The sequence below is a fragment of the Metapseudomonas boanensis genome, from assembly GCF_042232855.1.
In the GTDB taxonomy this organism is placed as follows: domain Bacteria; phylum Pseudomonadota; class Gammaproteobacteria; order Pseudomonadales; family Pseudomonadaceae; genus Metapseudomonas; species Metapseudomonas boanensis.
This window is the reverse complement of record NZ_CP113889.1, coordinates 1,250,688-1,271,669: the sequence shown is the minus strand read 5'-3', so window position 1 is coordinate 1,271,669 and position 20,982 is coordinate 1,250,688. Positions and strand designations below refer to the sequence as shown.

The 20,982-nt window shown below is 63.6% G+C and carries 18 protein-coding genes, 2 pseudogenes and 1 riboswitch; of the genes and pseudogenes, 11 read left to right on the top strand and 9 right to left on the bottom strand.

The window, feature by feature from the left end:
- Window positions 1-90 precede the first annotated feature (90 nt).
- From OXH74_RS05875 to OXH74_RS05865, 3 genes and pseudogenes are all read left to right on the top strand, one after another.
- Window positions 91-1,839, top strand: a complete 1,749-nt coding sequence (locus tag OXH74_RS05875; RefSeq protein ID WP_375740446.1) for a carbamoyltransferase C-terminal domain-containing protein — start codon at window positions 91-93, stop codon at window positions 1,837-1,839.
- 213 nt (window positions 1,840-2,052) lie between these two features.
- Window positions 2,053-2,360 (top strand): annotated as a pseudogene (locus OXH74_RS05870) (acyl-CoA dehydrogenase); the annotation flags it as partial.
- Window positions 2,358-2,684, top strand: a pseudogene (locus OXH74_RS05865) (acyl-CoA dehydrogenase family protein); the annotation flags it as partial. The pseudogenes OXH74_RS05870 and OXH74_RS05865, both read left to right, overlap by 3 nt.
- 94 nt (window positions 2,685-2,778) lie before the next feature.
- Here the strand turns inward: OXH74_RS05865 and OXH74_RS05860 are convergent.
- The 4 genes from OXH74_RS05860 to OXH74_RS05845 form a co-directional block, all read right to left on the bottom strand.
- Entirely contained in the window at window positions 2,779-3,684 is a 906-nt protein-coding gene (locus tag OXH74_RS05860; RefSeq protein WP_375740445.1) for a metal ABC transporter ATPase, read from the bottom strand.
- A gap of 41 nt (window positions 3,685-3,725) precedes the next feature.
- Window positions 3,726-4,535, bottom strand: a complete 810-nt coding sequence (locus OXH74_RS05855; RefSeq protein WP_375740444.1) for an aldo/keto reductase — start codon at window positions 4,533-4,535, stop codon at window positions 3,726-3,728.
- Window positions 4,532-5,707 (bottom strand): FAD-dependent oxidoreductase, encoded by a 1,176-nt coding sequence (locus tag OXH74_RS05850; RefSeq protein WP_375740443.1) that lies wholly within the window; start codon window positions 5,705-5,707, stop codon window positions 4,532-4,534. The genes OXH74_RS05855 and OXH74_RS05850 overlap by 4 nt, the downstream gene beginning before the upstream one ends.
- 137 nt (window positions 5,708-5,844) lie before the next feature.
- Window positions 5,845-6,177 carry a multidrug efflux SMR transporter gene (locus OXH74_RS05845; RefSeq protein WP_215371579.1) on the bottom strand — a complete coding sequence of 111 codons (333 nt, stop codon included), beginning with the start codon at window positions 6,175-6,177 and terminating at the stop codon, window positions 5,845-5,847.
- Between the two features lie 96 nt (window positions 6,178-6,273).
- On the opposite strand from OXH74_RS05845, the gene OXH74_RS05840 reads away from it, so the two are divergent.
- Both OXH74_RS05840 and waaA read left to right on the top strand, forming a co-directional pair.
- Entirely contained in the window at window positions 6,274-7,158 is an 885-nt protein-coding gene (locus OXH74_RS05840) for a LysR family transcriptional regulator (protein ID WP_375740442.1), read from the top strand.
- Between the two features lie 48 nt (window positions 7,159-7,206).
- Window positions 7,207-8,481, top strand: coding sequence for a lipid IV(A) 3-deoxy-D-manno-octulosonic acid transferase (gene waaA, locus OXH74_RS05835; RefSeq protein WP_375740441.1), 1,275 nt, complete (start codon window positions 7,207-7,209; stop codon window positions 8,479-8,481).
- 31 nt (window positions 8,482-8,512) lie between these two features.
- On the opposite strand, the gene OXH74_RS05830 is transcribed toward waaA, so the two are convergent.
- The 3 genes from OXH74_RS05830 to OXH74_RS05820 form a co-directional block, all read right to left on the bottom strand.
- Window positions 8,513-9,109 (bottom strand): helix-turn-helix domain-containing protein, encoded by a 597-nt coding sequence (locus OXH74_RS05830; RefSeq protein ID WP_375740440.1) that lies wholly within the window; start codon window positions 9,107-9,109, stop codon window positions 8,513-8,515.
- Between the two features lie 63 nt (window positions 9,110-9,172).
- Window positions 9,173-11,134, bottom strand: a complete 1,962-nt coding sequence (locus OXH74_RS05825; protein ID WP_375740439.1) for an FAD-dependent oxidoreductase — start codon at window positions 11,132-11,134, stop codon at window positions 9,173-9,175.
- Window positions 11,135-11,160: 26 nt separating this feature from the next.
- Window positions 11,161-11,511 (bottom strand): ethanolamine utilization protein EutQ, encoded by a 351-nt coding sequence (locus tag OXH74_RS05820; RefSeq protein ID WP_375740438.1) that lies wholly within the window; start codon window positions 11,509-11,511, stop codon window positions 11,161-11,163.
- A gap of 314 nt (window positions 11,512-11,825) precedes the next feature.
- Between OXH74_RS05820 and OXH74_RS05815 the strand changes: the two genes are divergently transcribed.
- On the top strand, window positions 11,826-12,788 hold the full coding sequence (locus OXH74_RS05815) for an ABC transporter substrate-binding protein (RefSeq protein WP_375741570.1): 963 nt from the start codon (window positions 11,826-11,828) through the stop codon (window positions 12,786-12,788).
- Window positions 12,789-12,932: 144 nt separating this feature from the next.
- Here OXH74_RS05815 and OXH74_RS05810 read toward each other — a convergent pair whose 3' ends face one another.
- The gene (locus tag OXH74_RS05810; protein ID WP_215371564.1) at window positions 12,933-14,381 is read right to left on the bottom strand and encodes a TolC family outer membrane protein; all 1,449 of its coding nucleotides are present in this window, start codon (window positions 14,379-14,381) and stop codon (window positions 12,933-12,935) included.
- Between the two features lie 218 nt (window positions 14,382-14,599).
- A riboswitch (TPP riboswitch) is annotated at window positions 14,600-14,706 on the top strand.
- A gap of 76 nt (window positions 14,707-14,782) precedes the next feature.
- Here OXH74_RS05810 and thiC point away from each other — a divergent pair.
- Both thiC and cytX read left to right on the top strand, forming a co-directional pair.
- Window positions 14,783-16,666, top strand: a complete 1,884-nt coding sequence (thiC, locus tag OXH74_RS05805; RefSeq protein ID WP_215371561.1) for a phosphomethylpyrimidine synthase ThiC — start codon at window positions 14,783-14,785, stop codon at window positions 16,664-16,666.
- 84 nt (window positions 16,667-16,750) lie between these two features.
- A complete protein-coding gene (cytX, locus tag OXH74_RS05800) occupies window positions 16,751-18,049 on the top strand; it encodes a putative hydroxymethylpyrimidine transporter CytX (protein ID WP_375740437.1) in 1,299 nt (432 codons plus the stop codon).
- On the opposite strand, the gene OXH74_RS05795 is transcribed toward cytX, so the two are convergent.
- Window positions 18,006-18,749, bottom strand: coding sequence for an RsiV family protein (locus OXH74_RS05795; protein WP_375740436.1), 744 nt, complete (start codon window positions 18,747-18,749; stop codon window positions 18,006-18,008). The two genes, cytX and OXH74_RS05795, sit on opposite strands and share 44 nt — an antisense overlap.
- A 194-nt stretch (window positions 18,750-18,943) precedes the next feature.
- Between OXH74_RS05795 and OXH74_RS05790 the strand changes: the two genes are divergently transcribed.
- The 3 genes from OXH74_RS05790 (at window position 18,944) to cpdA (ending at window position 20,926) form a co-directional block, all read left to right on the top strand.
- Entirely contained in the window at window positions 18,944-19,561 is a 618-nt protein-coding gene (locus OXH74_RS05790) for an NUDIX domain-containing protein (protein ID WP_375740435.1), read from the top strand.
- Window positions 19,552-20,007 carry a DUF1249 domain-containing protein gene (locus OXH74_RS05785; protein ID WP_215371554.1) on the top strand — a complete coding sequence of 152 codons (456 nt, stop codon included), beginning with the start codon at window positions 19,552-19,554 and terminating at the stop codon, window positions 20,005-20,007. Before OXH74_RS05790 ends, OXH74_RS05785 begins: the two co-directional genes overlap by 10 nt.
- 103 nt (window positions 20,008-20,110) lie before the next feature.
- Window positions 20,111-20,926: a 3',5'-cyclic-AMP phosphodiesterase gene (gene cpdA, locus OXH74_RS05780; RefSeq protein ID WP_375740434.1), complete on the top strand. Its 816-nt coding sequence runs from the start codon at window positions 20,111-20,113 to the stop codon at window positions 20,924-20,926.
- The last annotated feature ends 56 nt before the right edge of the window (window positions 20,927-20,982 follow it).

The window sequence follows — 20,982 nt, the reverse complement described above, 5'->3', positions numbered from 1 at the left end:
GCCATGAAGTGGACACAAAAATAAGACTGCTGATCCGTAATTCACTATTTCAATCGACAGTCGATGATCAAAAGAAGGATGCTTTGAATTATGTACATCATGGGGATTCATACGGGGCATGATGCGGGGGCGTGCCTATTTGCGGACGACAAGCTCCTGGCATTCTGCAAAGAGGAGCGCCTGAATCGGGTCAAGAATGATGGCGGCTTCTTCGCTCTGCAGTCAGTGGATGAAGTGCTGCGGATTGCCGGTATCTCCCGTTCCCAGATTGATGTGATCGCGTTTACGCGTATGAAGTTCCCTGTGTCCTGTTTCAAGACCGGCGCACTCCCGTTCAGAGATGTTCGTCGGAAGATGCTCAACCAGCAGCGTGATCGCTCGCTGGGGTCGCTGATGATACGCACCAGGAACCTGGATGCGGAAACGTGCCTCGATCTTCCCAAGTTGCGCCAACACATGGGCCTGCGGCCCGATGTCGCCATGCACTTCGCCAACCACCATCGTGCGCACGTGATGTCGTCACTGCGCTATTGCGACTGGTCTGGCGATACCCTCCTGGTGAGCTGTGATGGCGGTGGCGATGCCGCGCAATACTCAGCGTACCTGCTTGCCGATCAGCAACTGAAACTGATCTGGGGCGGCGAAGAAACGCTGCTCGACCAGCCACAGAACGAAGGCGCCTCCATTGGGCTGGCCTACGCCTATGCGACCGCTGCCTGTGGTTTCAAACCAAACCGCCATGAAGGCAAGTTGACCGGACTTGCCGCCTTCGGTCAGCCGAAGGTAGCCGATCAGATCGTTGCGCTGTTCCCGATCGATGACGACGGCCGAATCTACACCGAGTTGGCGGACAACAAGGCCCTGCATGCAGTGCTTGGCGAAATGTTCCGGGGCCTTTCCAACGAAGACATCGCCGCATCCATCCAGGTGGGTACCGAACAGGTGGTATTGCGCTGGTTGCAGGCCCTGCTGAAGAAGAACCCGGCCAAGTACATCGCCATGAGTGGCGGCGTATTTTCCAATGTGCGCCTGAATCAGCTGGTTGCGGCATTGCCGGAGATCGAAGAGGTCTTCATTTTCCCGGCAATGGGCGATGAAGGGCTGCCAGTCGGTGCTTGTGTCGACTACTGGGTGGCCACCCGCGGGCTCGCCAATTTGACGCGTGATCGCCTGGATCACCTGTATTTTGGATGGCCCTACACCGGTGAGGACTTGCTCAGCGCTGGCGAACGGCTCGGCTTCCGGGTCGAACGCGAGTCCGGCTATGTCGAGAAAACCGCCCAGCTACTTGCTGATAACTGGGTGGGAGCGATCTTCTATGGCGCCATGGAGATGGGCCCACGTGCCCTTGGTGCGCGGACTATCCTGGCGAGCCCGGCGCAGCGTGAAGTCAACGACAGCATCAACAAGCGTTTGCAGCGCACTGAGTTCATGCCTTTTGCACCTTATGTCCTGGATGTCGATGCCGAGCGCGTGTACGACATCAACCAGCGGAATCGATACGCCTGCCGGTTCATGACGATCACCACCAAGGTCAATCCCGAGTGGGCAGACAAGATTCCGGCGGTGGTGCATGTCGATGGCACCGCGAGACCGCAGATCATCGAGCGCGCGAGCAATCCGCTGTACTACGACATCCTGCAGGCGTTCAAGGTGAAGACCGGACTGCCAACCTTGGTGAATACCAGCTTCAACGCCCACGAAGAGCCGATCATCAATACGCCGGAAGAGGCCCTGCAGGCCCTTGCCGACAGCCGGATCGACTTCCTGGTCTGCGATGGCGGCCTGGTATTCCCAGGCGCTGCCCACGGCTCGGATCGCTCGCCACCGGCCAGCTGACACGCCAACCGCGAACGCCAGTGACGAGAACGCCTTGCGGTTTGAATTCGCAGGGCGTTGTCGTTTGTGGCCAAAGTCAGGCTGGATCTGGCTGACCTGCCAATTGCCAGAGGCAAGGCGGTCATAGTCGCCGGCAATCCCTGTGCGCATTCTCCTGACATCGTCAGTTGCAGGGAATGAGACACCGGGGCCTCCTCCCGTCAGGGCCGCGCCCTGGCCGTTCTGAATCGCGTGGCCCAGGCCCATTGGCCGGATCACCCGAAGCTGCGCAAGGCTTTCTGAAAACTCATCTACAGCGGTAGTCGCGCCGGCTTCCGACTGGCTGCCCGGCGTGCGGCGAAAAGCCCTCTTCTGGGCAGCCCGGACGACCTGCTCGACCTGACGCTCTCCGATGAACAGCAGATGCTCGTCGGCATGCTCGAAGGCTTCGCCCGGCGGCTTATGAAGCGGACGCCCAGGCTACCGTTACGGCGCTACTGCTCAACCACGTCCATGAACTGGGGCTGACTCAGTATGGTGTGAGTCATGCCGAGGCGACCTTGTATCGGCTGGAAGCCGAATGGGACGCGGTCTGGCTGCTGACGCTGAAGGCTGCGTGGATGGCCGACAACAAGCAGCGCAATTCGAACGAGGCCTCCATCGCCAAATCCAAGGCCGGCCAGGTGGCCAACGAGGTGACTTTCAAGTGCGTGGAGTTGGCCGGGGCACTGGGGTACGGCGAGAATGAGCTGCTGGAGAAATGGGCCCGTGATTCCAAGATCCTCGATATCTTCGAGGGTACCCAGCAGATTCAGCTGCCGATCGTTGCGCGGCGGCTGCTCGGCAAGAGTTCCAGCGAGCTGAAGGAGCCCGGTGGCGCTGCCCTGACCGTAGCCCGGACCTCAGTCCGGGCTCCCCTGCTGAACTACCGGCTAAGGCGCTGGATCTTGATCGCCTGGTTCAGCAGGCCTTGCGGCTACTGCAGGCTTTTGCGGCGCAGTTGTTTGCCAACCAGTCCTTCCAACGCACCCGTTCCTCGCGTACCAGCCAGCCATCGGCTTCGGCGAAACTTTCCGACAGCCAGACGCCGCGGGTGCTTGCTGGTTTCAGCTCGCCCTTGAGCAATGTCAGCAACTCGCCCGTGGGTTTGCCCTGGGCCAGCGGCAGCAGGTAGATGTCCGGGCGGCGGCGCTGCAGGCAGGCCACCAATTCGCCATCCTGCAGCGTTTCGTCGACGTGGAAGAGGCTCACGTGACGGCTGTCCCTAGGCAGCTCCAGGCGCAGGTCGTAGACCAGCTGCAGCGACGCAGTAGGCAGGTGCACATAGGCCTGGGGACGCTCCAGCAGGGTCAGGCTTCCGGTTCGTACCGGCCGTGCGGCACCTGACAGCGGGCTCAGGCGGAAATGGTTGGCCTGACGATAATGCAGGGTTTTCTGATAGGGCGTCGGCAGCCAGGTGTCGCCAAAGCGACCGGCCAGCCAGCCTTCGGGCGTTTCGATCAGGCACTCTTCAGCCACTTCCTGGATGGCGGTGAGCAGCGGCAGGTTCAGTTCGTGGGCTGGCACATAGCCGGAGATCAGCTTGAGGACGGTATCACCACGGTCATGGCGGCGCTGGCGCACTACCAGCCAATAATCGCGCCCCTGCAGGCCGAGGGTGAGGCGCACCGAAACCCCCAGGTTGGCCAACTCCACCGCAAAACGCCGGCTGTCGTTCACCTGCACTGGCCGACGGCGTTCCAGCATCTGCGAGAAGTTCAGCGGCCGCCCCAGGCTCTGGTAGCTCAGGGCATCGGTGCTGGCCTCGACATGTAGAGGCAGTGTCTTGAAGGCGCTGGGGTCTTTCCGGTCAAGGATTCGCGGCATGTCGGCTCCTTCTTGCGTCGGGGTCGGCCGCGAATGCGGCGCTAGCTCAGGCTGCTGATCACTGCGGCGGCCGTCGCGACATTATGGGACAGATGCAGCGGATTGATGGTCCCGATTATCGCGCTGGTCACTCCGGGGTGACCAAAGATCAGCTCGAAACTGGCCCGCACCGGGTCGACGCCGGCGCCCAGGCAGGCATGGCCGCTGGCCAGGGCCTTCTTGATCAGGATGCCCTTGCCATGCTGGGCCGCATAGTCCAGCACCGGCTTCTCGCCCCGTTCGGCGAGGTTGTAAGTAACCATGGCGCAATCGCCCTGTTGCAGCGCCAGAAGGCCACCTTCGACGGTCTTGCCCGAGAGCCCGAAAGCTCGGATCTTGCCGGCCTGTTTCAGCTCGGCGAGGGTCTCGAGGACTCCGCTCTCCTGCAGGATGGCGACGTCGTTGCCGTCCGAGTGGATCAGCACCAGGTCGATGAAGTCGGTTTCCAAGCGTTTGAGGCTGCGTTCCACCGAGAAACGGGCGTGTTCGGGGCTGAAGTCGAAGCGCGATTGGCCCGCTTCGAACTCTTCGCCCACTTTGCTGACGATCACCCAGTCTTCACGCTGGCCGCGCAGCAGCGGACCAAGCCGCTCCTCGCTGCGCCCATAGGCCGGCGCGGTGTCGATCAAGTTGATGCCCAGGTCGCGGGCCATCGCCAGTAGCTGGCGGGCCTCGGTGTCGTCGGGAATAGTGAAACCATTGGGGTACTTCACGCCTTGGTCGCGGCCAAGCTTCACGGTGCCAAGGCCCAGAGGCGAGACCATCAGGCCGGTACTGCCGAGCGGGCGATGGAAGGGGTGCAGGCTGGTCATCCGAGTAGTTCCTCCCAGGCCGGCTGCGCCAGCGGTGGACGGGGCAGGGTGGGTAAAGGCGCATGTGAAGAGGGGACCACGCCGTCGCGGGCGAAGGCAGCCAGCACGCGGTCGGTGAAGTCGGGCGCCAGGGCCAGCTTGGTCGGCCAGCCGACCAGCAGGCGACCATGCTCGCTGAGGAAGGCGTTGTCCGGGCGAACCAGGCCGGACTGTGCGGGCTCCGCGCGGTCGACGCGTAGCGTGGCCCACTGTGCGGCCGACAGATCGATCCACGGCAGCAGCTGGCGCAGTTCCTGTTCGGCGGCGGCGATTTGCTCGGTTTCGTTGCGGGCTACGCCGTCAGCTTCGGCCAGGTCGCCCCCGAGGTACCAGACCCACTGGCCATCGGCAGCGGGGTGGCTGGTCACGGTCACGCGTGGTTTCGGCCCGCCGCCCAGGCAGTGGGCGTAGAGCGGTTTCAGGCTCGGTGCCTTGACCATGACCATATGCAGCGGGCGGCGCTGCATGGCGGGTTGCTGCAGGCCCAGGGCATGCAGCAGGGCCTGGTTGCCGGCGCCGGCGCTGAGCACGATGCGCTGCGCGCGGACCTCACGGCCGTCGAGGCGCAGGCCGGCCAACAGACCCTCTTCCAACAGAGGCTCGACCTCGCGAGCAGCGAGCAGCCCGTCGCCGGCCAGGTCCGCCAACCGCGCAATCAGGCTGGGTACGTCCAGCACCAGTTCAGCGAGGCGGTAGACCTTGCCCTTGAATTTCGGGTGTTGCAGCGCCGGCGGCAGAGCATCGCCCTTGACCTGGTCGACGCGGCCGCGCACGGCCTTGCTGGCGAAGAAACTGGTGAGGTTGCCGGTCAAGGTGCCGGGTGACCATAGGTAGTGCGCATCGGAAAGCAGGCGTACGCCGGTGAGGTCCAGTTCGCCGTTGCCCGCGAGGGCTTCGCGCCAGCGGCGTGGCATATCGGCGATCGCTTCCGAGGCGCCGGTGAGGGCGCCGTGCAGTGCGTACTTGGCGCCGCCGTGGATGATGCCCTGGGATTTCACGCTCTGGCCGCCGCCGAGGCTGGCGTTCTCTACCAGCAGGGTGGCGAAGCCCTGGCGGCGGAGGCTCGCGTTGAGCCAGAGACCGGCGATGCCGCCGCCGAGGATGAGCACGTCGGTGGAAAGGGGCTGGGGCATGGGAGCGCCTCAAGGGAAAACAGGCGCGCAGTATAACCTGTCGGCCGCAGGCGTCAGGCGGGCGCCCCAGGCTGTGTGAAAACTACTGCGTTCGGTTATGCAGCGTTGAACACAGGCTGGGACGCGGCGGTTGTGGGTCAGTGGCCGGTGCTGTTGGAAAACAGCTGGATCACTACCACCCCGGAGACGATCAGGCCCATGCCGAACACGGCCGGTGCATCCAGCTTCTGCTGGTAAAGAACGAGTGCGGCGATGCTGACCAGCACGATGCCCAGTCCCGCCCAGACCGCGTAGGCAATTCCCACCGGGATGCTGCGCACTACAAGGGTCAGCATCCAGAAGGCAATGGCGTAGCCACCGATCACGAGCAGCAGCGGCAGCGGCTTGTTGAAGCCGTCGATGGCCTTCATGGAGGTGGTGGCGACGACTTCGGCAGCGATAGCGATAGCGAGGTAGATGTAGCCGGTCATGGTCAGGTCCTCCCGTTCAATGAGGAGGAATTCTAAGTTTTACAGCGATGGGGTAAAGTCATTACCTATCTGTTGATGAGATAGGTTGGCCTGGTCATGCAGTGGAATCTTGAGCAAATCCGGCTTTTCGTCAGTGTCGCCGAAGGGCAGTCCTTTTCTGCGGTGGCCAGGCAGCTTCGGCGAGCGCAATCGGCGGTCAGCAGCGGCATCGCGCTGCTCGAGGAGGATCTGGGTGTGCAGTTGTTCGACCGCAGCAGCGGCCGGCAGCCGCGGTTGACGGACGCTGGGCGAGCACTGCTGGAAGAGGCGCGGGAGGTCCTGCGCCAGTGCCAGCGCCTTGAAGGACGAGCCCTGGGACTGGCACGTGGTGAAGAGGCGCGGTTGCGCCTGGCACAGGACGAGGCCATGCCCTACCAGCCGGTGCTGTCCAGCCTGGATGCGCTGGGCCGGGCATTCCCGCTGCTGGAAGTGCAGTTGGCCAGCGGCGCTCAGGGCGACGTAGCGCGCAAACTGCTGGAGCGGCGGGCCGACCTGGGGTTGCTGTTCCACCATGAGCAAATGCCCGATGCGCTGGAACGTCAGCGTCTGGGTACCATCGAAATGGTGACCGTCTGCGGCGCGGGGCATCCCCTGGCCGCCTCCACCTATGCCGATCGCCGCGAGCTGGCGCGCCATCGCCAGTTGTTGATGTCGCCTCAGGATAGTCACTACCCAGGCGGGGAACAGCTCAGCCCGCAGGTGTGGCGCGCCGACAGCTTCTACGTCATGGCCGAACTGCTGATGCGCGACCTGGGCTGGGCCTGGCTGCCGCGGCATGTCGCGCAGTACCCGGCTTACCAGGACCATCTGATCGAACTACGCAGCGACTGGACGCCGCCGTCGCTGGTGGTGGAGTTGGTGTGTCGGCGCGATGAGGCCCTGGGGCCTGCCGCGCTCTGGCTAGCCGACAGCCTCGCGGAGCACCTGCACGCGATGGGCTGAGCATGTTGGAGATGCCATCGACGTCGAGTCACGCTAAGCTCCGCGCCCATGAACCGCACCCTATATACCTTTCTCTTCCATCTCGGGCTGCCGCTGGTTGCGGCGCGCCTGGCTTGGCGGGCCTGGCGCGCGCCGGCCTATGCGCGGCGCATCCGCGAGCGCTTCGCCTTTGGCATCGGGACGCTCAAGCCTGGCGGCATCTGGGTCCACGCCGTCTCAGTGGGCGAAAGCATCGCTGCAGCACCCATGGTGCGTGCCCTGCAGGCGCGCTATCCGGGCCTGCCGATCACCATCACCTGCATGACGCCGACGGGCTCGGAACGCATCCAGGCGCTGTTCGGCGACTCTGTGCAGCACTGCTACCTGCCGTATGACCTGCCTTGGGCAGCGGCCCGCTTCCTCGATCGCACGCGGCCGAAACTGGCGGTGATCATGGAAACGGAACTGTGGCCGAACCATATCCATCAATGTGCCAGGCGCGGGATTCCGGTCGCGCTGGCCAACGCGCGCCTGTCAGAGCGCTCGGCCCGTGGCTACGCGCGTTTCCAAAAGCTGACTGGGCCGATGCTGGCGGAGCTGAGCTGGATCGCCGTTCAGACCGAGGCCGAGGCGGAGCGTTTCCGGCGATTGGGCGCGCGGCCTGAATGTGTTGGCGTGACCGGATCGATCAAATTCGACCTCCACATAGATCCAAATCTCACAGCTCGAGCGCTCGAGTTGCGTGTGCAGTGGGTGACGACTCAGCGGCCGACCTGGATCGCCGCCAGTACTCACGCCGGCGAAGACGAGGTCATCCTGGCTGCCCATCGCCAATTGCTGCATGAACGGCCAGATGCCTTGCTGATCCTGGTGCCACGCCATCCAGAGCGCTTCGACTCTGTCTTCGAGCTGTGCCGTCGTGAGGGGCTGGCCACGGTGCGTCGCTCCAGTGGTGCGCCGGTGACGGGCGAAACCCAGATGTTGCTGGGCGACACCATGGGTGAGCTGCTCTTCCTCTATGCCTTGGTCGATGTCGCCTTCGTCGGCGGCAGCCTGGTGCCCAACGGCGGGCACAACCTGCTGGAGCCAGCCGCGCTTGGCAAGCCGGTGCTGGCAGGGCCGCACCTGTTCAACTTCCTCGAGATCTCCGCGCAATTGCGCGAGGCGGGGGCGCTGCTCGAAGTGACGGATGCCGGAGAGCTTGCGACTCAGGTTGCCGGGCTCTGGAACGATGCTGCCGGCACGGCTGCCATGCGTGAAGCCGGCCTGGCAGTGCTCAGGGCCAACCAGGGTTCGCTGGAGCGGCTGCTGGCGGGACTTTCGCGCTTGCTTGGCTCCCGATAGGCGTTTCTGCTCTTTATGAGCGTGATCTGTCTCAAAACGTTGGCGGCGTGATCACCCAGAGCACCAGGGTGTCGCGTTCGCCGGGGTTGCCGTAGCGGTGTGACTCCTGGCTGGAGAAGCTGAAGCTGTCGCCCTCCTGCAACAGGAAGTGCTTGTCGCCCACCCAAAGCTCGAATTCCCCGCTGAGGATGTAGCCGGCTTCCTCACCTTCGTGGCTGTAGCTTTCTTCGCTGTAGGCACCTGGCGGGAAGCGCGAATGGAGAATTTCCAACTGGCGGCTGGGCTGCGGGCTGAGTAGTTCATCAATGATGCCGTCTTCGTAATGCAGGCTCATCCGGCTGTTGCGGCGTACCACGTAGCCCTTGTCGGCTTCCGTGGTGTTGGCCTCGCTGGCGAAGAACCACTGGATGGTCACCCCGAGGCTGCGGGCGATGTTGAACAGCGCAGGGATCGAGGGGTAGGCCAGATTGCGTTCCAACTGGCTGATATAGCCGGCCGTGAGGTTGCTCTGTTCGGCCAGTTCGCTAAGGGTCATGCCCCGGCGTTTGCGCAGGGCGCGAATGCGCGTGCCGAGAAACTGGCTTTCGGCTGGGGTGGCGGCATTCGGCGATGGCAAGCTGGGACTCATGGTTCCTCCGGTCCGGGCGCGGCGATCGCGGCATTGTAAGGCAGCCGCGACCACGCGTGGCCGTCAGATCTCCCAGGCGACTTTCAGCCCCTCGTAGATGGCTTCTTCCACGGTGCGCGGCGCCATGCAGTCGCCGATCCGCTTGAAGGGCACCAAGCCCTGCAACTCGGTCCCGAGATCGTCCACCGGCTCGTGGCCCTGGCAGAGCACCAGGGTGTCGACCTCCTCGAAGAGCATGGCCTCGCCGCTGGCAGAGTGCAGTGTGTAGACGGTGCTGTCGTCATAACCGTAGAGGCGGGCGTAGGGCGTGACGGCGATGCCCAGCCGATGCAGTTCGCCAGCCATCTGGTCGCGGACGTAAAGCGGCAGGCTTTCCCCGCAATGCGTACCGCTGACCGCCAGGCGCACCTGATGGCCGTCGCGTGCCAGGCGTTCCGCGATGCCCGGGGCGATCCAGTCACCGCGCCAATCGCTGACCAGCACCGAGCGGCCGAGTTGTACCGTGCCCCGCAACACCTGCCAGGCATCCACCACCTGAAGGTCGCCGCCTTGTTCCAGGGTTGGCCAATAGGGCTTGGCGCCGGTGGCGAGTATCACCAGGTCGGGCCGTTCCTGTTCCACTAGCGCACGGTCGACGCGGGTATTGCGTCGTACTTGTACGCCGGCCAGTTCCATTTCGCGGTGCAGGTTGGTGGCCGCGCCACCGAACTCGCTGCGGCGGGGCAGCAGTTGCGCCAGCAGGACCTGGCCGCCCAGCTGGGGGCTGGCTTCAAAGAGGGTGACTTCATGTCCGCGCTGGGCGGCGACGGCGGCCGCCTTCATTCCGGCCGGACCGCCGCCGACCACCATTACGCGCTTGCGCTGGGTAGTCGGATTGGGTTTGCCATATTGCAGTTCGCGGCCGGTTTCCGGGTGCTGGATGCAGGAGATCGGGTAGCCACGGTGGAAGTGGCCGATGCAGGCCTGGTTGCAGCCGATGCAGGCACGGACGTCGTCATGCCGGCCGGCAGCAGCCTTGTTCGGCATCAGAGGGTCGCAGATCAGTGCGCGGGTCATGCCGCAGACGTCGGCCTGGCCGCGGGCGATGATCAGCTCGGCCTCCTGTGGCTGGTTGATACGCCCGGTGACGAACAGCGGAATCTCCAGGCGTGCCTTGAAGCTGGCCGCGGTCGGCGCCAGGTAGGCCGCCTCGATGGCCATGGGCGGCACGATATGGACGGCGCCGCCGAGGGAGGCGGAAGTGCCGGCGACGATGTGCACGTAGTCCAGCTGGCCTTGCAGGGCTAGCACCGCGCTCAAGGATTCGTCTTCGGTCAGGCCCGCGATGTCGCGCTCATCGGCGGAAATTCGTAGGCCGACGATGAAGTCCTTGGCGCACTCGGCACGTACGGCCGCGATCACCTCGCGGAGGAAGCGCAGACGAGCGTCGAGGTCGCCGTTGTAAGCATCGGTTCGGCGATTCACCCGAGGGTTGAGGAACTGCGCCGGCAGGTAGCCGTGGCTCGCGACAATCTCCACGCCATCCAGACCCGCCTGGCACAGACGCCGGGCGGCGGCGCCGTAGCCGGCGACGATTTCATCGATCATCGCCTGGTCGAGGGCGCGCGGCATGACACGGAAACGCTCGTTCGGCGAGGCCGAGGCGGACCAGGCGACGGCTAGCAGGCCATCGCTGGATTCCATGATTTCCCGCCCCGGGTGAAATATCTGCGAGAGCACGACGGTGCCCTGCTGGTGGCAGGCCTCGGCAATGCGCCGGTAGCCGTCGATGCAGGCATCGTCGGTAGCCATCAGCACATGGGAGGTGTAGCGCGCGCTGTCGTGAACGCCGGCCACCTGCAGCACAATCAAGCCGACGCCGCCCTCGGCGCGGGCGCGGTGATAGGCGATCAACTGATCGTTGACCAGGTTGTCGGCGGGCATCGAGGTGTCGTGCCCGCTGGACATGATGCGGTTCTTCAGACGCTTGCCACGAATCTCCAAGGGCTCGAAGAGGTGGGGAAAGGCCGATGCGGGACTGGTCATGGGCGGGATCCTTCTAAGTGAGGCGATCAGGCGTTGCGGGCTTGCCAATCGACGGGGTAGAGCGCGTAGAACACGCAGGCGTGGTCGCCCTCATAGGCCAGCGGCGTGCGCTCCGGGACCCAGATAACGTCGCCTGGCGCGGCCTCGATCAGGCGATCACCCAGACGCAGGCGGAAGCGGCCTTCCAGCACCACGATCAGTTCGTCGTAGAGCACCGTCCAGCTGATGGAGCAGTTGTCAAAGCGTGCCAGGCCCGCGCCCATGGTGCTGCTGGCTTCGGTGCCGATCAGCCGGCAGATTGCAGCGCGCTCCAGCGGCTGGCCGGAGTAAGGCTGGAAGGTCTGTTCGGCACGCTTGAAGTGAATGACGTCGGACATGGGGGGCTCCTGCGGCCGGACCCGGCCGGGTGTTGTTCTTGTGTTTTCATTAGAAATTTACCATCAGTAAAAAATCAACTTGTTTTTTTACTGATGGCTGGCTAGTTTTCCCTCAGCCCTCTTCCCGGGCGCTCTACAACAAAAACAAGAGGTGAACCGCCATGAGTCGAAAGCCCAGGCTTGTCCTGCATTCCGATCCCCACTGCCAGGCGTCGCCGATCACGCGCCGCTCTCATCCAGGCATCAAATCTGCTTGCTACGGTCTCTTGGCCAGCCTTGTGCTGGCGGTCGGAGGTGCCCAGGCCGCCGACCAGATGGTGGTGGTCAGCTACGGTGGTGCCGGGCAGAAAGCCATCAGCGATGCCTTCTTCAAGCCCTTCGGCAAGGCAGACGGCAAGCCGCTGGTCGAGAGCGAGTACAACGGTGAATTGGCGCGTATCAAGGTCATGGTCGATACCGGCCACACCGATTGGGATCTGGTGCAGATCGAGGCTCCCGACCTGGCACGCGGTTGTGACGAGGGCATGTTCGAACGCCTCGACTGGCAGAAGCTGGGCGATACCCGCGAGCTGATTCCGGATGCCGCGCAGGAGTGCGGCTCGGCGTCCATGGTGTGGAGCGTGGCGTTGGCCTATGACGTCGACAAACTGGCCAAGGCGCCAGCGTCCTGGGCCGATTTCTGGGATGTGAAGCAGTTCCCGGGCAAGCGCGGCTTGCGCAAGCGTGCGGTCTACAACCTGGAGTTCGCGTTACTGGCTGATGGCGTCAAGCTGGAAGATGTCTACAAGGTGCTGGCTACCCCGACGGGCGTAGAGCGCGCCTTCGCCAAGCTGGATGAACTCAAGCCACATATCCAGTGGTGGGAGGCCGGCGCGCAGCCGGTGCAATGGCTGGCGGCGGGCGACGTGAGCATGACCTCGGTCTACAGCGGCCGCGTTGCGGCAGCGCGCCAGGAAGGGCGCAACTTCTCGGTGGTCTGGCCGGGAAGCCTCTACGGCATGGACTACTGGGCCATCATCAAGGGCTCGCGTCATGCTGACCAGGCGCACCGCCTGATCGCCTTCATCAATAAGCCCGAGCACCAAGCCGATTACGTGAAACTGATTCCGTACGGGCCGACCAACCAGAAGACGCTGGCCAGTCTCGACCCGTCGCTGACCCAGATGCTGCCGAGTTCGCCGCAGAACATGACCCAGGCCCTGCCGATGAATGTCGAGTTCTGGGTCGACCATGGCGAGGAACTGGAGCAGCGCTTCAACGGCTGGGCCGCGAAGTAGGGGCAGCACGAGGGCTGGTTGGTTTCGGGAGGTAGCGCTCCGTTGGGCTCGCGAAGCCCAACAGGAAAGGCACCCACTGCCTCACACGGACCGCTCGACACCTGGAATAGAAACGCCCCGCAATGCGGGGCGTTTCTTTATTCCTCAGTATTCCGTCTGGTTCTTCAGGCTGGCTTCGGCGGCCTTGGCCAGGTCCGGCGGGAGGAAGTCCTTGTCCGGGTCGTAGTCAGGCTTGAGGAAGGCGGCCAGGGCCTCCAGGTCGGCCGGGCTGAGGGTGCCGGCGGCCTGCTTCAGGCGCAGGTTGTCGAGGACGTAGTCGTAGCGTGCGTTGTTGTAGTCACGCACCGAACTGTAGAGCTGTCGCTGGGCGTCGAGCACGTCGACGATGTTGCGAGTGCCGACCTGATAGCCGATCTCGGTGGCTTCCAGGGCGCTCTGGTTGGAGATGATCGATTGCTTGCGCGCCTTCACCTGCTCGACGTCGGTGTTCACCGCGCGGTGGAAGTTGCGAGTGTTCTGCACTACCTGGCGGCGCAGGCTTTCGCGCAGCTGCTCGGTCTGGCTCAAGCGCTGGTAAGACTCGCGCACCTGGGAGCTGGTCAGGCCACCGCTGTAGATCGGGATATTCAGTTCGAGGCCGATGCTGCGCTGCTCGACGTCGCTGCCGAAGGTGGTGCCTGTTCCGCCATTGAAGTTGCTGTTACTGAACCCGAGGCTGTCGTTGTCGCCCTTCTGGTAGCTGGCCACCGCGTCCAGGGTCGGGGCATGGCCGGCCTTGCGCTGACGCAGCGTCTCTTCGGCAGCGTCGACCGCAAAGTTGCTGGCTTGCAGGTTGAGGTTCTGCTGGGCAGCGGTGTCGACCCAGGCCTTGGCGTCATTCGGCGCGGGCTCGACGATCGGCAAGGTATGCAGGATGCCTTCGAGCGAGTTGTATTCGCGGTTAGTCAGGGTGACCAGGGCCTGGAAGGCGTCATCCACGTCGCGCTCGGCGATGATCCGGTTGGCGCGCGCGGTGTCGTAGCCGGCCTGGGCTTCGAGGACGTCGGTCTTGTCCGAGAGGCCGACATCGAAACGCTCATTGGCTTGGTCGAGTTGGCGCTTGAATGCAGCTTCCTCGGCCTTGGTGGCGGCCAGGTTGTCCTGGGCGCGGAGCACCGAGAAATAACTCTCGGCGGTCTGCAGGATCAGATTCTGCTGGGTCGCCGAGAACTCCAGGGCTGCCTGTTCGGTGCCAGCTTGCGCGGCTTTCAGCTGGAACCAGCGATCAGCCCGGAAGATAGGTTGGCTCAGGGTGGCCTGGTAGGCGATGCCACTGCGCGAGCTGGTGTTGGACGGCTCATCCAGTTCGGTACGGGTACTGTTGGCTGTGGCGCCGCCATTGATTTGTGGCAGCAGGCCGGAGCGGGCCTGGGGCACCGCCTCGCGTTGGGCTTCGTAGTTGGCGCGGGCAGCGGCCAGGTCGGCGTTGTTGTCGACGGCATCCTTGTAGACGGTCACGAGGTCCGTCCGGGCTGACAGGGGGGCATCTTCGGCCCAGGCGCTTCCGGCGAATGCGGAGGCCACGGCGATAGCCAGAGAGAGTCTGCGCAGCATGATCAATCCTGGATTCAGTGGTGTCGGGCAAGGCTACGGGGGCCATCGGGGCCGGTCAAGCGGCCTCCCAGGCGGTTTCAGTGTAGTTAGCAACAAGCTATGTTGCCTGGATGCAACAAAGGAAGCGTGCAAGGTAGCTGGCGTCATTTCCCGACGGTTCGGTCATTTTATTCTGACCATCGGGTTGGTTTTCTTGTTCGAGCTTGATTAGACTGGCCGGGTTCTTGTCGGGGTGCCTCGAATCGGAGGCTGAGATCGGAGAGTTCCGGATCCCGTTGAACCTGATCAGGTTAAGGCCTGCGTAGGGAACAAGATGCGTCGCCCCTGGCGGCTCCTCTCTGCACCAGTCCAGGTGCGCTCTGCCTTCAGGTTCGCTCCGACATCACCCCAGGAGCCAGCCGATGACCGCAAAACAACAACAGAATCTGAGCGAAATCGCCCAGGTCGACCAGCAATCCATCCAACCTTTCCCTCGTTCGCAGAAGATCTATGTCCAAGGCTCACGCCCTGACATTCGCGTGCCCATGCGCGAGATCAGCCTGGACGTGACGCCCACCGCCTTCGGTGGTGAGATCAATGCGCCGGTCACCGTTTACGACACCTCCGGCCCCTACACCGACCCGACTGTCAGCATCGATGTACGCAAGGGCCTGGCCGACGTGCGCTCGCCCTGGATCGATGACCGTGGCGACACCGAGCGCCTACCCGGTCTGACCTCCGAGTTCGGCCAGCGCCGCCTGGCGGACGCCGAGCTGTCGGCCATGCGCTTCGCCCACGTGCGCAACCCGCGCCGCGCCAAGGCCGGGCAGAACGTCACACAGATGCACTACGCCAAGAAGGGCATCATCACGCCGGAAATGGAATACGTCGCCATTCGCGAGAACATGAAGCTCGCCGAAGCGCGCGAGGCGGGCCTGCTCAAGGAACAACATGCCGGGCACAGCTTCGGGGCCGCCATTCCGAAAGAGATCACCCCCGAATTCGTGCGCCAGGAAATCGCCCGTGGCCGCGCGATCATTCCGGCCAACATCAACCACGTGGAGCTGGAGCCGATGATCATCGGCCGCAACTTCCTGGTGAAGATCAACGGTAACATCGGCAACTCGGCTCTGGGTTCCTCTATCGAGGAGGAAGTGGCCAAGCTGACCTGGGGTATCCGTTGGGGCTCGGACACCGTGATGGACCTGTCCACCGGCAAGCATATCCACGAAACCCGCGAGTGGATCATCCGCAACAGCCCGGTGCCGATCGGCACCGTGCCGGTTTATCAGGCGCTGGAGAAGGTCGGTGGCATCGCCGAAGATCTGACCTGGGAACTGTTCCGCGACACCCTCGTCGAGCAGGCCGAGCAGGGCGTCGATTACTTCACCATTCACGCCGGCGTGCTGTTGCGCTACGTACCGCTGACCGCCAAGCGCGTCACCGGCATTGTTTCCCGCGGTGGTTCGATCATGGCCAAGTGGTGCCTGGCGCATCACAAGGAGAATTTCCTCTACACCCACTTCGAGGAAATCTGCGAAATCATGAAGGCCTACGACGTCAGCTTCTCGCTGGGTGATGGCCTGCGTCCGGGCTCCATCGCCGACGCCAACGACGCCGCGCAGTTCGGTGAGCTGGAAACCCTCGGCGAGCTGACTCAGATTGCCTGGAAGCACGACGTGCAGACCATGATCGAAGGCCCCGGCCACGTGCCGATGCACCTGATCAAGGAAAACATGGACAAGCAGCTGGAGTGCTGCGACGAGGCGCCGTTCTACACCCTCGGCCCGCTGACCACCGACATCGCGCCCGGCTACGATCACATCACCTCCGGCATCGGCGCGGCGATGATCGGCTGGTTCGGTTGCGCCATGCTCTGCTACGTCACACCCAAGGAGCACCTGGGCCTGCCGAACAAGGATGACGTGAAGACCGGCATCATCACTTACAAGATCGCCGCCCATGCCGCCGACCTCGCCAAGGGGCATCCGGGCGCTCAGATCCGCGACAACGCGCTGTCCAAGGCGCGGTTCGAGTTCCGCTGGGAAGACCAGTTCAACCTCGGCCTCGATCCGGATACCGCGCGGTCGTTCCACGACGAGACCCTGCCGAAAGACTCGGCCAAGGTGGCGCACTTCTGCTCCATGTGCGGGCCGAAGTTCTGCTCGATGAAGATCACCCAGGAAGTCCGAGACTACGCCAAGGAGAACGGCCTGGGCGACGAGAGCAAGGCGATCCTGGCCGGCTTCGAGGAGCAGGCCGCACGCTTCAAGGACGAGGGCTCGGTGATCTACAAACAGGTCTGATAGCCTGAGCAGCAAGGCCGAAAGCCGGGCATTGAGCCCGGCTTTCGGCTTTTTCCTTTCTTCCTTTCGAGGGCGCCCGCCATCGTGAATACCCCTAACTACTCGCCAACCGTTCCGGTCGCTTTCGACCAGCGTGTACTTGGCATGCGCGACCTGTTCTCCCTCTGGTTTTCCCTCGGTCTCGGCCTGATGGTCTTGCAAGTCGGCGCTCTACTCGCGCCCGGCCTGGGGATGAGCGATGCGCTGTTGGCGATCCTCTGCGGCACGGGCGTCGGCGTGCTGCTACTCGGCGCGGTTGCGGTGATCGGCAGCGATACCGGCCTGGCCTCCATGGCCTCGCTGAAGCTGAGCCTGGGGTCGATCGGCGCGATCGTGCCGGCGCTGCTCAATCTGCTGCAGCTGCTGGGCTGGGGCGCGTTCGAGATCATCGTCATGCGGGATGCCGCCAGCCTGCTGGCCACACGCGGCCTGGGGGAGGGCAGCCTGTGGGTGTCGCCGACCCTCTGGACCCTGCTGTTCGGCGTGCTCGCCACCCTGCTCGCGGTCGCTGGGCCGCTGGCATTCGTGCGTCGCATCCTGCGTCGCTGGGGGATCTGGCTGCTCGTGGGCGCCTGCCTCTGGCTGACCTGGGATCTGCTACGTCGTGCCGATCTGTCCGCGCTGATGGCACGCGTCGGCGATGGCTCGATGTCCTTCGCCCTGGGTTTCGACATTGCGATCGCCATGCCACTGTCCTGGTTGCCGCTGATCGCCGACTATTCGCGTTTCGGCAAGCGCGGCGGAGGGGTTTTCTTCGGCTCGGCCCTGGGGTTCTTCCTTGGGTGCCTGTGGCTGATGGGGCTGGGCGTGGCTTACACCCTGGCATTTGCCGAGGGTGGCGACGTCAATGCGCTGTTGTTGGCACTGGCCGGTGCCGGCATGGGCATTCCGCTGCTGCTGATCTTGCTCGACGAGTCGGAGAAGGCGTTCGCCGACATCCACTCGGCTGCGGTTTCCAGTGGCATCCTGTTGCCGTTCAAGGTGGAGCGACTTGCGCTCGTCATCGGGGCGATATGTACGCTGGTTGCCTTGCTGGCGCCCTTGGCCGAGTACCAGAACTTCCTGCTCTTGATCGGCTCGGTGTTCGCCCCGCTGTTCGGCGTGGTGCTGGTGGATCATTTCGTACTGCGTCGCCGTCGTGCGGACCTGGCACCGCGTACCGGGCTGCGCTGGGACACGTTGCTGGCCTGGGCCTGCGGCGTGACCGTCTACCACCTGCTGGCCAACTTCTGGCCGGAGCTGGGCGCGACCCTGCCGGCGCTGGTGCTGGCGGGAGGCCTGCAATACCTCTTCGGGCGCTTCAGCCGCGCCCGGGGAAATACTCCGGCTTCAATATTCCGTTGAGCTGCGGATAGGGAATATGCAACTCCGGGTGGCCGCTGGAGTAGGGCGCGATACTGTAGACGTCATACTTGAGCAGCATCGCGCCGTAGCCCAGGCCAATATTGGCGGTGCGCTCGAACGGCCAGGTCTTGGCGTAATCCGGATCCTGGTCCAGCTTGTTGGCTGCGAGCCAGCGTTTGTGTGCTTGTTCGGCCAGCTTCCAGAAGGCCGCTTCCTGGCCAGGCAGCAGCATGTCCTTGAGGTTCAGCGGTTTGGCCAATTTGCGGTCGTAGTTGATGAAGCCGCGTCCGGGCATGCCGTGGGCGCCGCCGGTGTACAGGTAGCTGGACAGCTCGATCAGGACCAGGTTGTCGTGCTGTTCGCGGATCTTGGCCTGCAGGTAACTGCTCCAGCCCGGCTCGGCACTGGCCAGGAAATCCTGCTCATAGGATTGCAGCGAGGCTGGCAGCGGCGCGTCGGGAGAGTCCTGGGTCATCTGCAGCAGGCGGCGTTCGATCAGGGCATCGAGCTGAGGCTCGTCGGTGAAGCTCAGCGTGTCGATGTTCACCAGGGGACACTCCTGGCCTTGGCAGCCGGGCTTGAGATGCTCCCAGGCTTGGCGCTGCGCCTCCAGCTTGTCGGTGCCGCCCGGCAGCAGGGACTGGCAGGCGCTGAGCAGGAAACCAAGGCTGGCGATGGCGAGGAGTCTGGCAATGGGCATGGGCTTGATCTTCAGGTTTCGGATTGCAGAAATCGCTGGGTTCGACTGTCCTGGCCGCTCGGAGTTCGGTGCGCGCAGGCTTGTGATAGCCGTGTATCTTCCCAGCCGAATGACGATCTGCAAAGAGGCTGCGTCGGGCCCTGAGCCGAGTTAGGATGCGCGAAACACCGACCTTCGATTCAAGCGAGCAGCGCATGACTGAGACTTTCAAACCAGGCCCCGACGCCTTCGAGCTCATCGAGCGCGAGAATTGTTTCCAGGGTTTCTACCGTCTGGATCGCCTGAGTCTGCGCCATCGATTGTTCTCCGGAGCAATGGGGCCAGTAATTCATCGGGAACTCTTCGTTCGTCATGATGCGGTTTGTGTTCTGCCCTATGATCCGCAGCAAGATGCCGTGGTGTTGATCGAGCAATTCCGCGTGGGCGCCCTTGGCAAGAGCGAGAGCCCCTGGTTGCTGGAGTTGGTGGCGGGTCTGATCGACAAGGACGAGGTACCGGAGGAGGTCGCCCGTCGGGAAGCCATCGAAGAAGCCAATCTGGAATTGACGTCGCTGTGGCCGATCACTACCTACTATCCTTCTCCAGGGGGATCGAACGAACGTGTGCACCTGTTCATTGGCCGTTGCGACAGTCGCGGCGCCGGAGGTGTGCATGGCCTGGCGGAAGAGGGCGAGGATATCCGCGTGCACGTGGTTTCGCTGGCGGATGCTCTGGCCCTCATGCGTGAAGGGCGACTGGACAATGCCGCGAGCATGATCGCCCTGCAGTGGCTGGCATTGAACCGTACCGAAGTTAGGGGGTTGTGGACGTGAATTTGTTGCGCGATCGCTACCGGGTCGACCTCATCGGGCTGCAGGCAGCCTGCGAGGCGAACTACGCGCGCCTGATGCGTCTGTTGCCCGAAATGCGTGAGGTTCACGGGTCCCGGCGGGTCGCCGTCAGCCAGGGTGAGCGCTTGCTCGGCGTCCTTGCGCTGGATGTCGTGGAGGCCTGCCCCTACACCACGACCCTGCACGTTCGCCAGGAGCACAGCCTGCCGTGGTTGCCTTCGCCGCAACTGGAGGTGCGCGTCTACCATGACGCGCGCATGGCAGAAGTAGTCGGTGCCGAGAATGCACGGCGTTTCCGCAGCGTGTATCCCTATCCCAATGCGGACATGCACCAGCCTGACGAGAAGAGCCAGCTCAACCTGTTTCTCGGTGAGTGGCTCAGTCATTGCCTGGCTTGTGGTCACGAGTTGGAACCTGTAGTGCTTTAATGCCACTACGATTCACTCAACTGTGATCCAGTCCCGCTTCGCGGGTTTACCCTGGCTGGCTGGAACTACCATAATCGGAATCATTCCGTGCAAGGAGAAGGTCTTGCCGAGCCCACTCCCCCCCGTTACTGATGAGTCGGTGTTGCTGGTGCAGCTTTCCGACAGCCATCTGTTCGCCGAAACGGACGGCCGGTTGCTGGGCATGGATACCCGGGACAGTTTGCAGCGGGTTGTCGCACGGGTCCTCGAAGAGCAACCTCGAATCGATCTGGTGCTGGCCACGGGCGATCTCTCCCAGGACGGCTCGGTCGAGTCTTACCGGCGCTTTGGCGAGCTGATCGAGGCTATTCCCGCCCCTTCGCGCTGGCTACCTGGCAATCACGATGAAGTGCCAGTGATGCGTGATGTGTGTGCCGGTGGCGATCAGCTCGACAGCGTGACGGACTTTTCCCATTGGCGTGTCGTCCTGCTCGATTCGACCATCGCTGGCGCAGTGCCGGGGCATTTCCCCGCCGAACAGCTAGAACTCCTCGAACAGGCCCTGGCCAGCGCCGGGGGGCGTCACGTGCTCGTTACCTTCCATCACCATCCGGTGCCGATTGGCTGCGCCTGGATGGACCCGATCGGGGTGCGCAACGCCGAGCGGCTGTTCGCCGTCCTGGAGCGCTATCCGCAGGTTCGCGCCCTGCTCTGGGGGCATGTCCACCAGGAGTTCGATGAGCAGTTCCAGGGGATGCGCCTCCTGGCCTCGCCGTCGACCTGTGTGCAGTTTGCACCTGGCAGCGAGGATTTCCGAGTCAGTACCGAGGCGCCGGGCTACCGTTGGCTGCGCCTGAATGCCGATGGCAGCCTGGACACCGGGGTATCCCGAGTCACCGGGATTGCCTTCGAGGTGGACTACAGCGTCAAGGGTTATTGACCTGCGGCCTGCGGCACGGCAAGAAGTAGCATTCTTTCCCCGACCTGCCAGGAAAC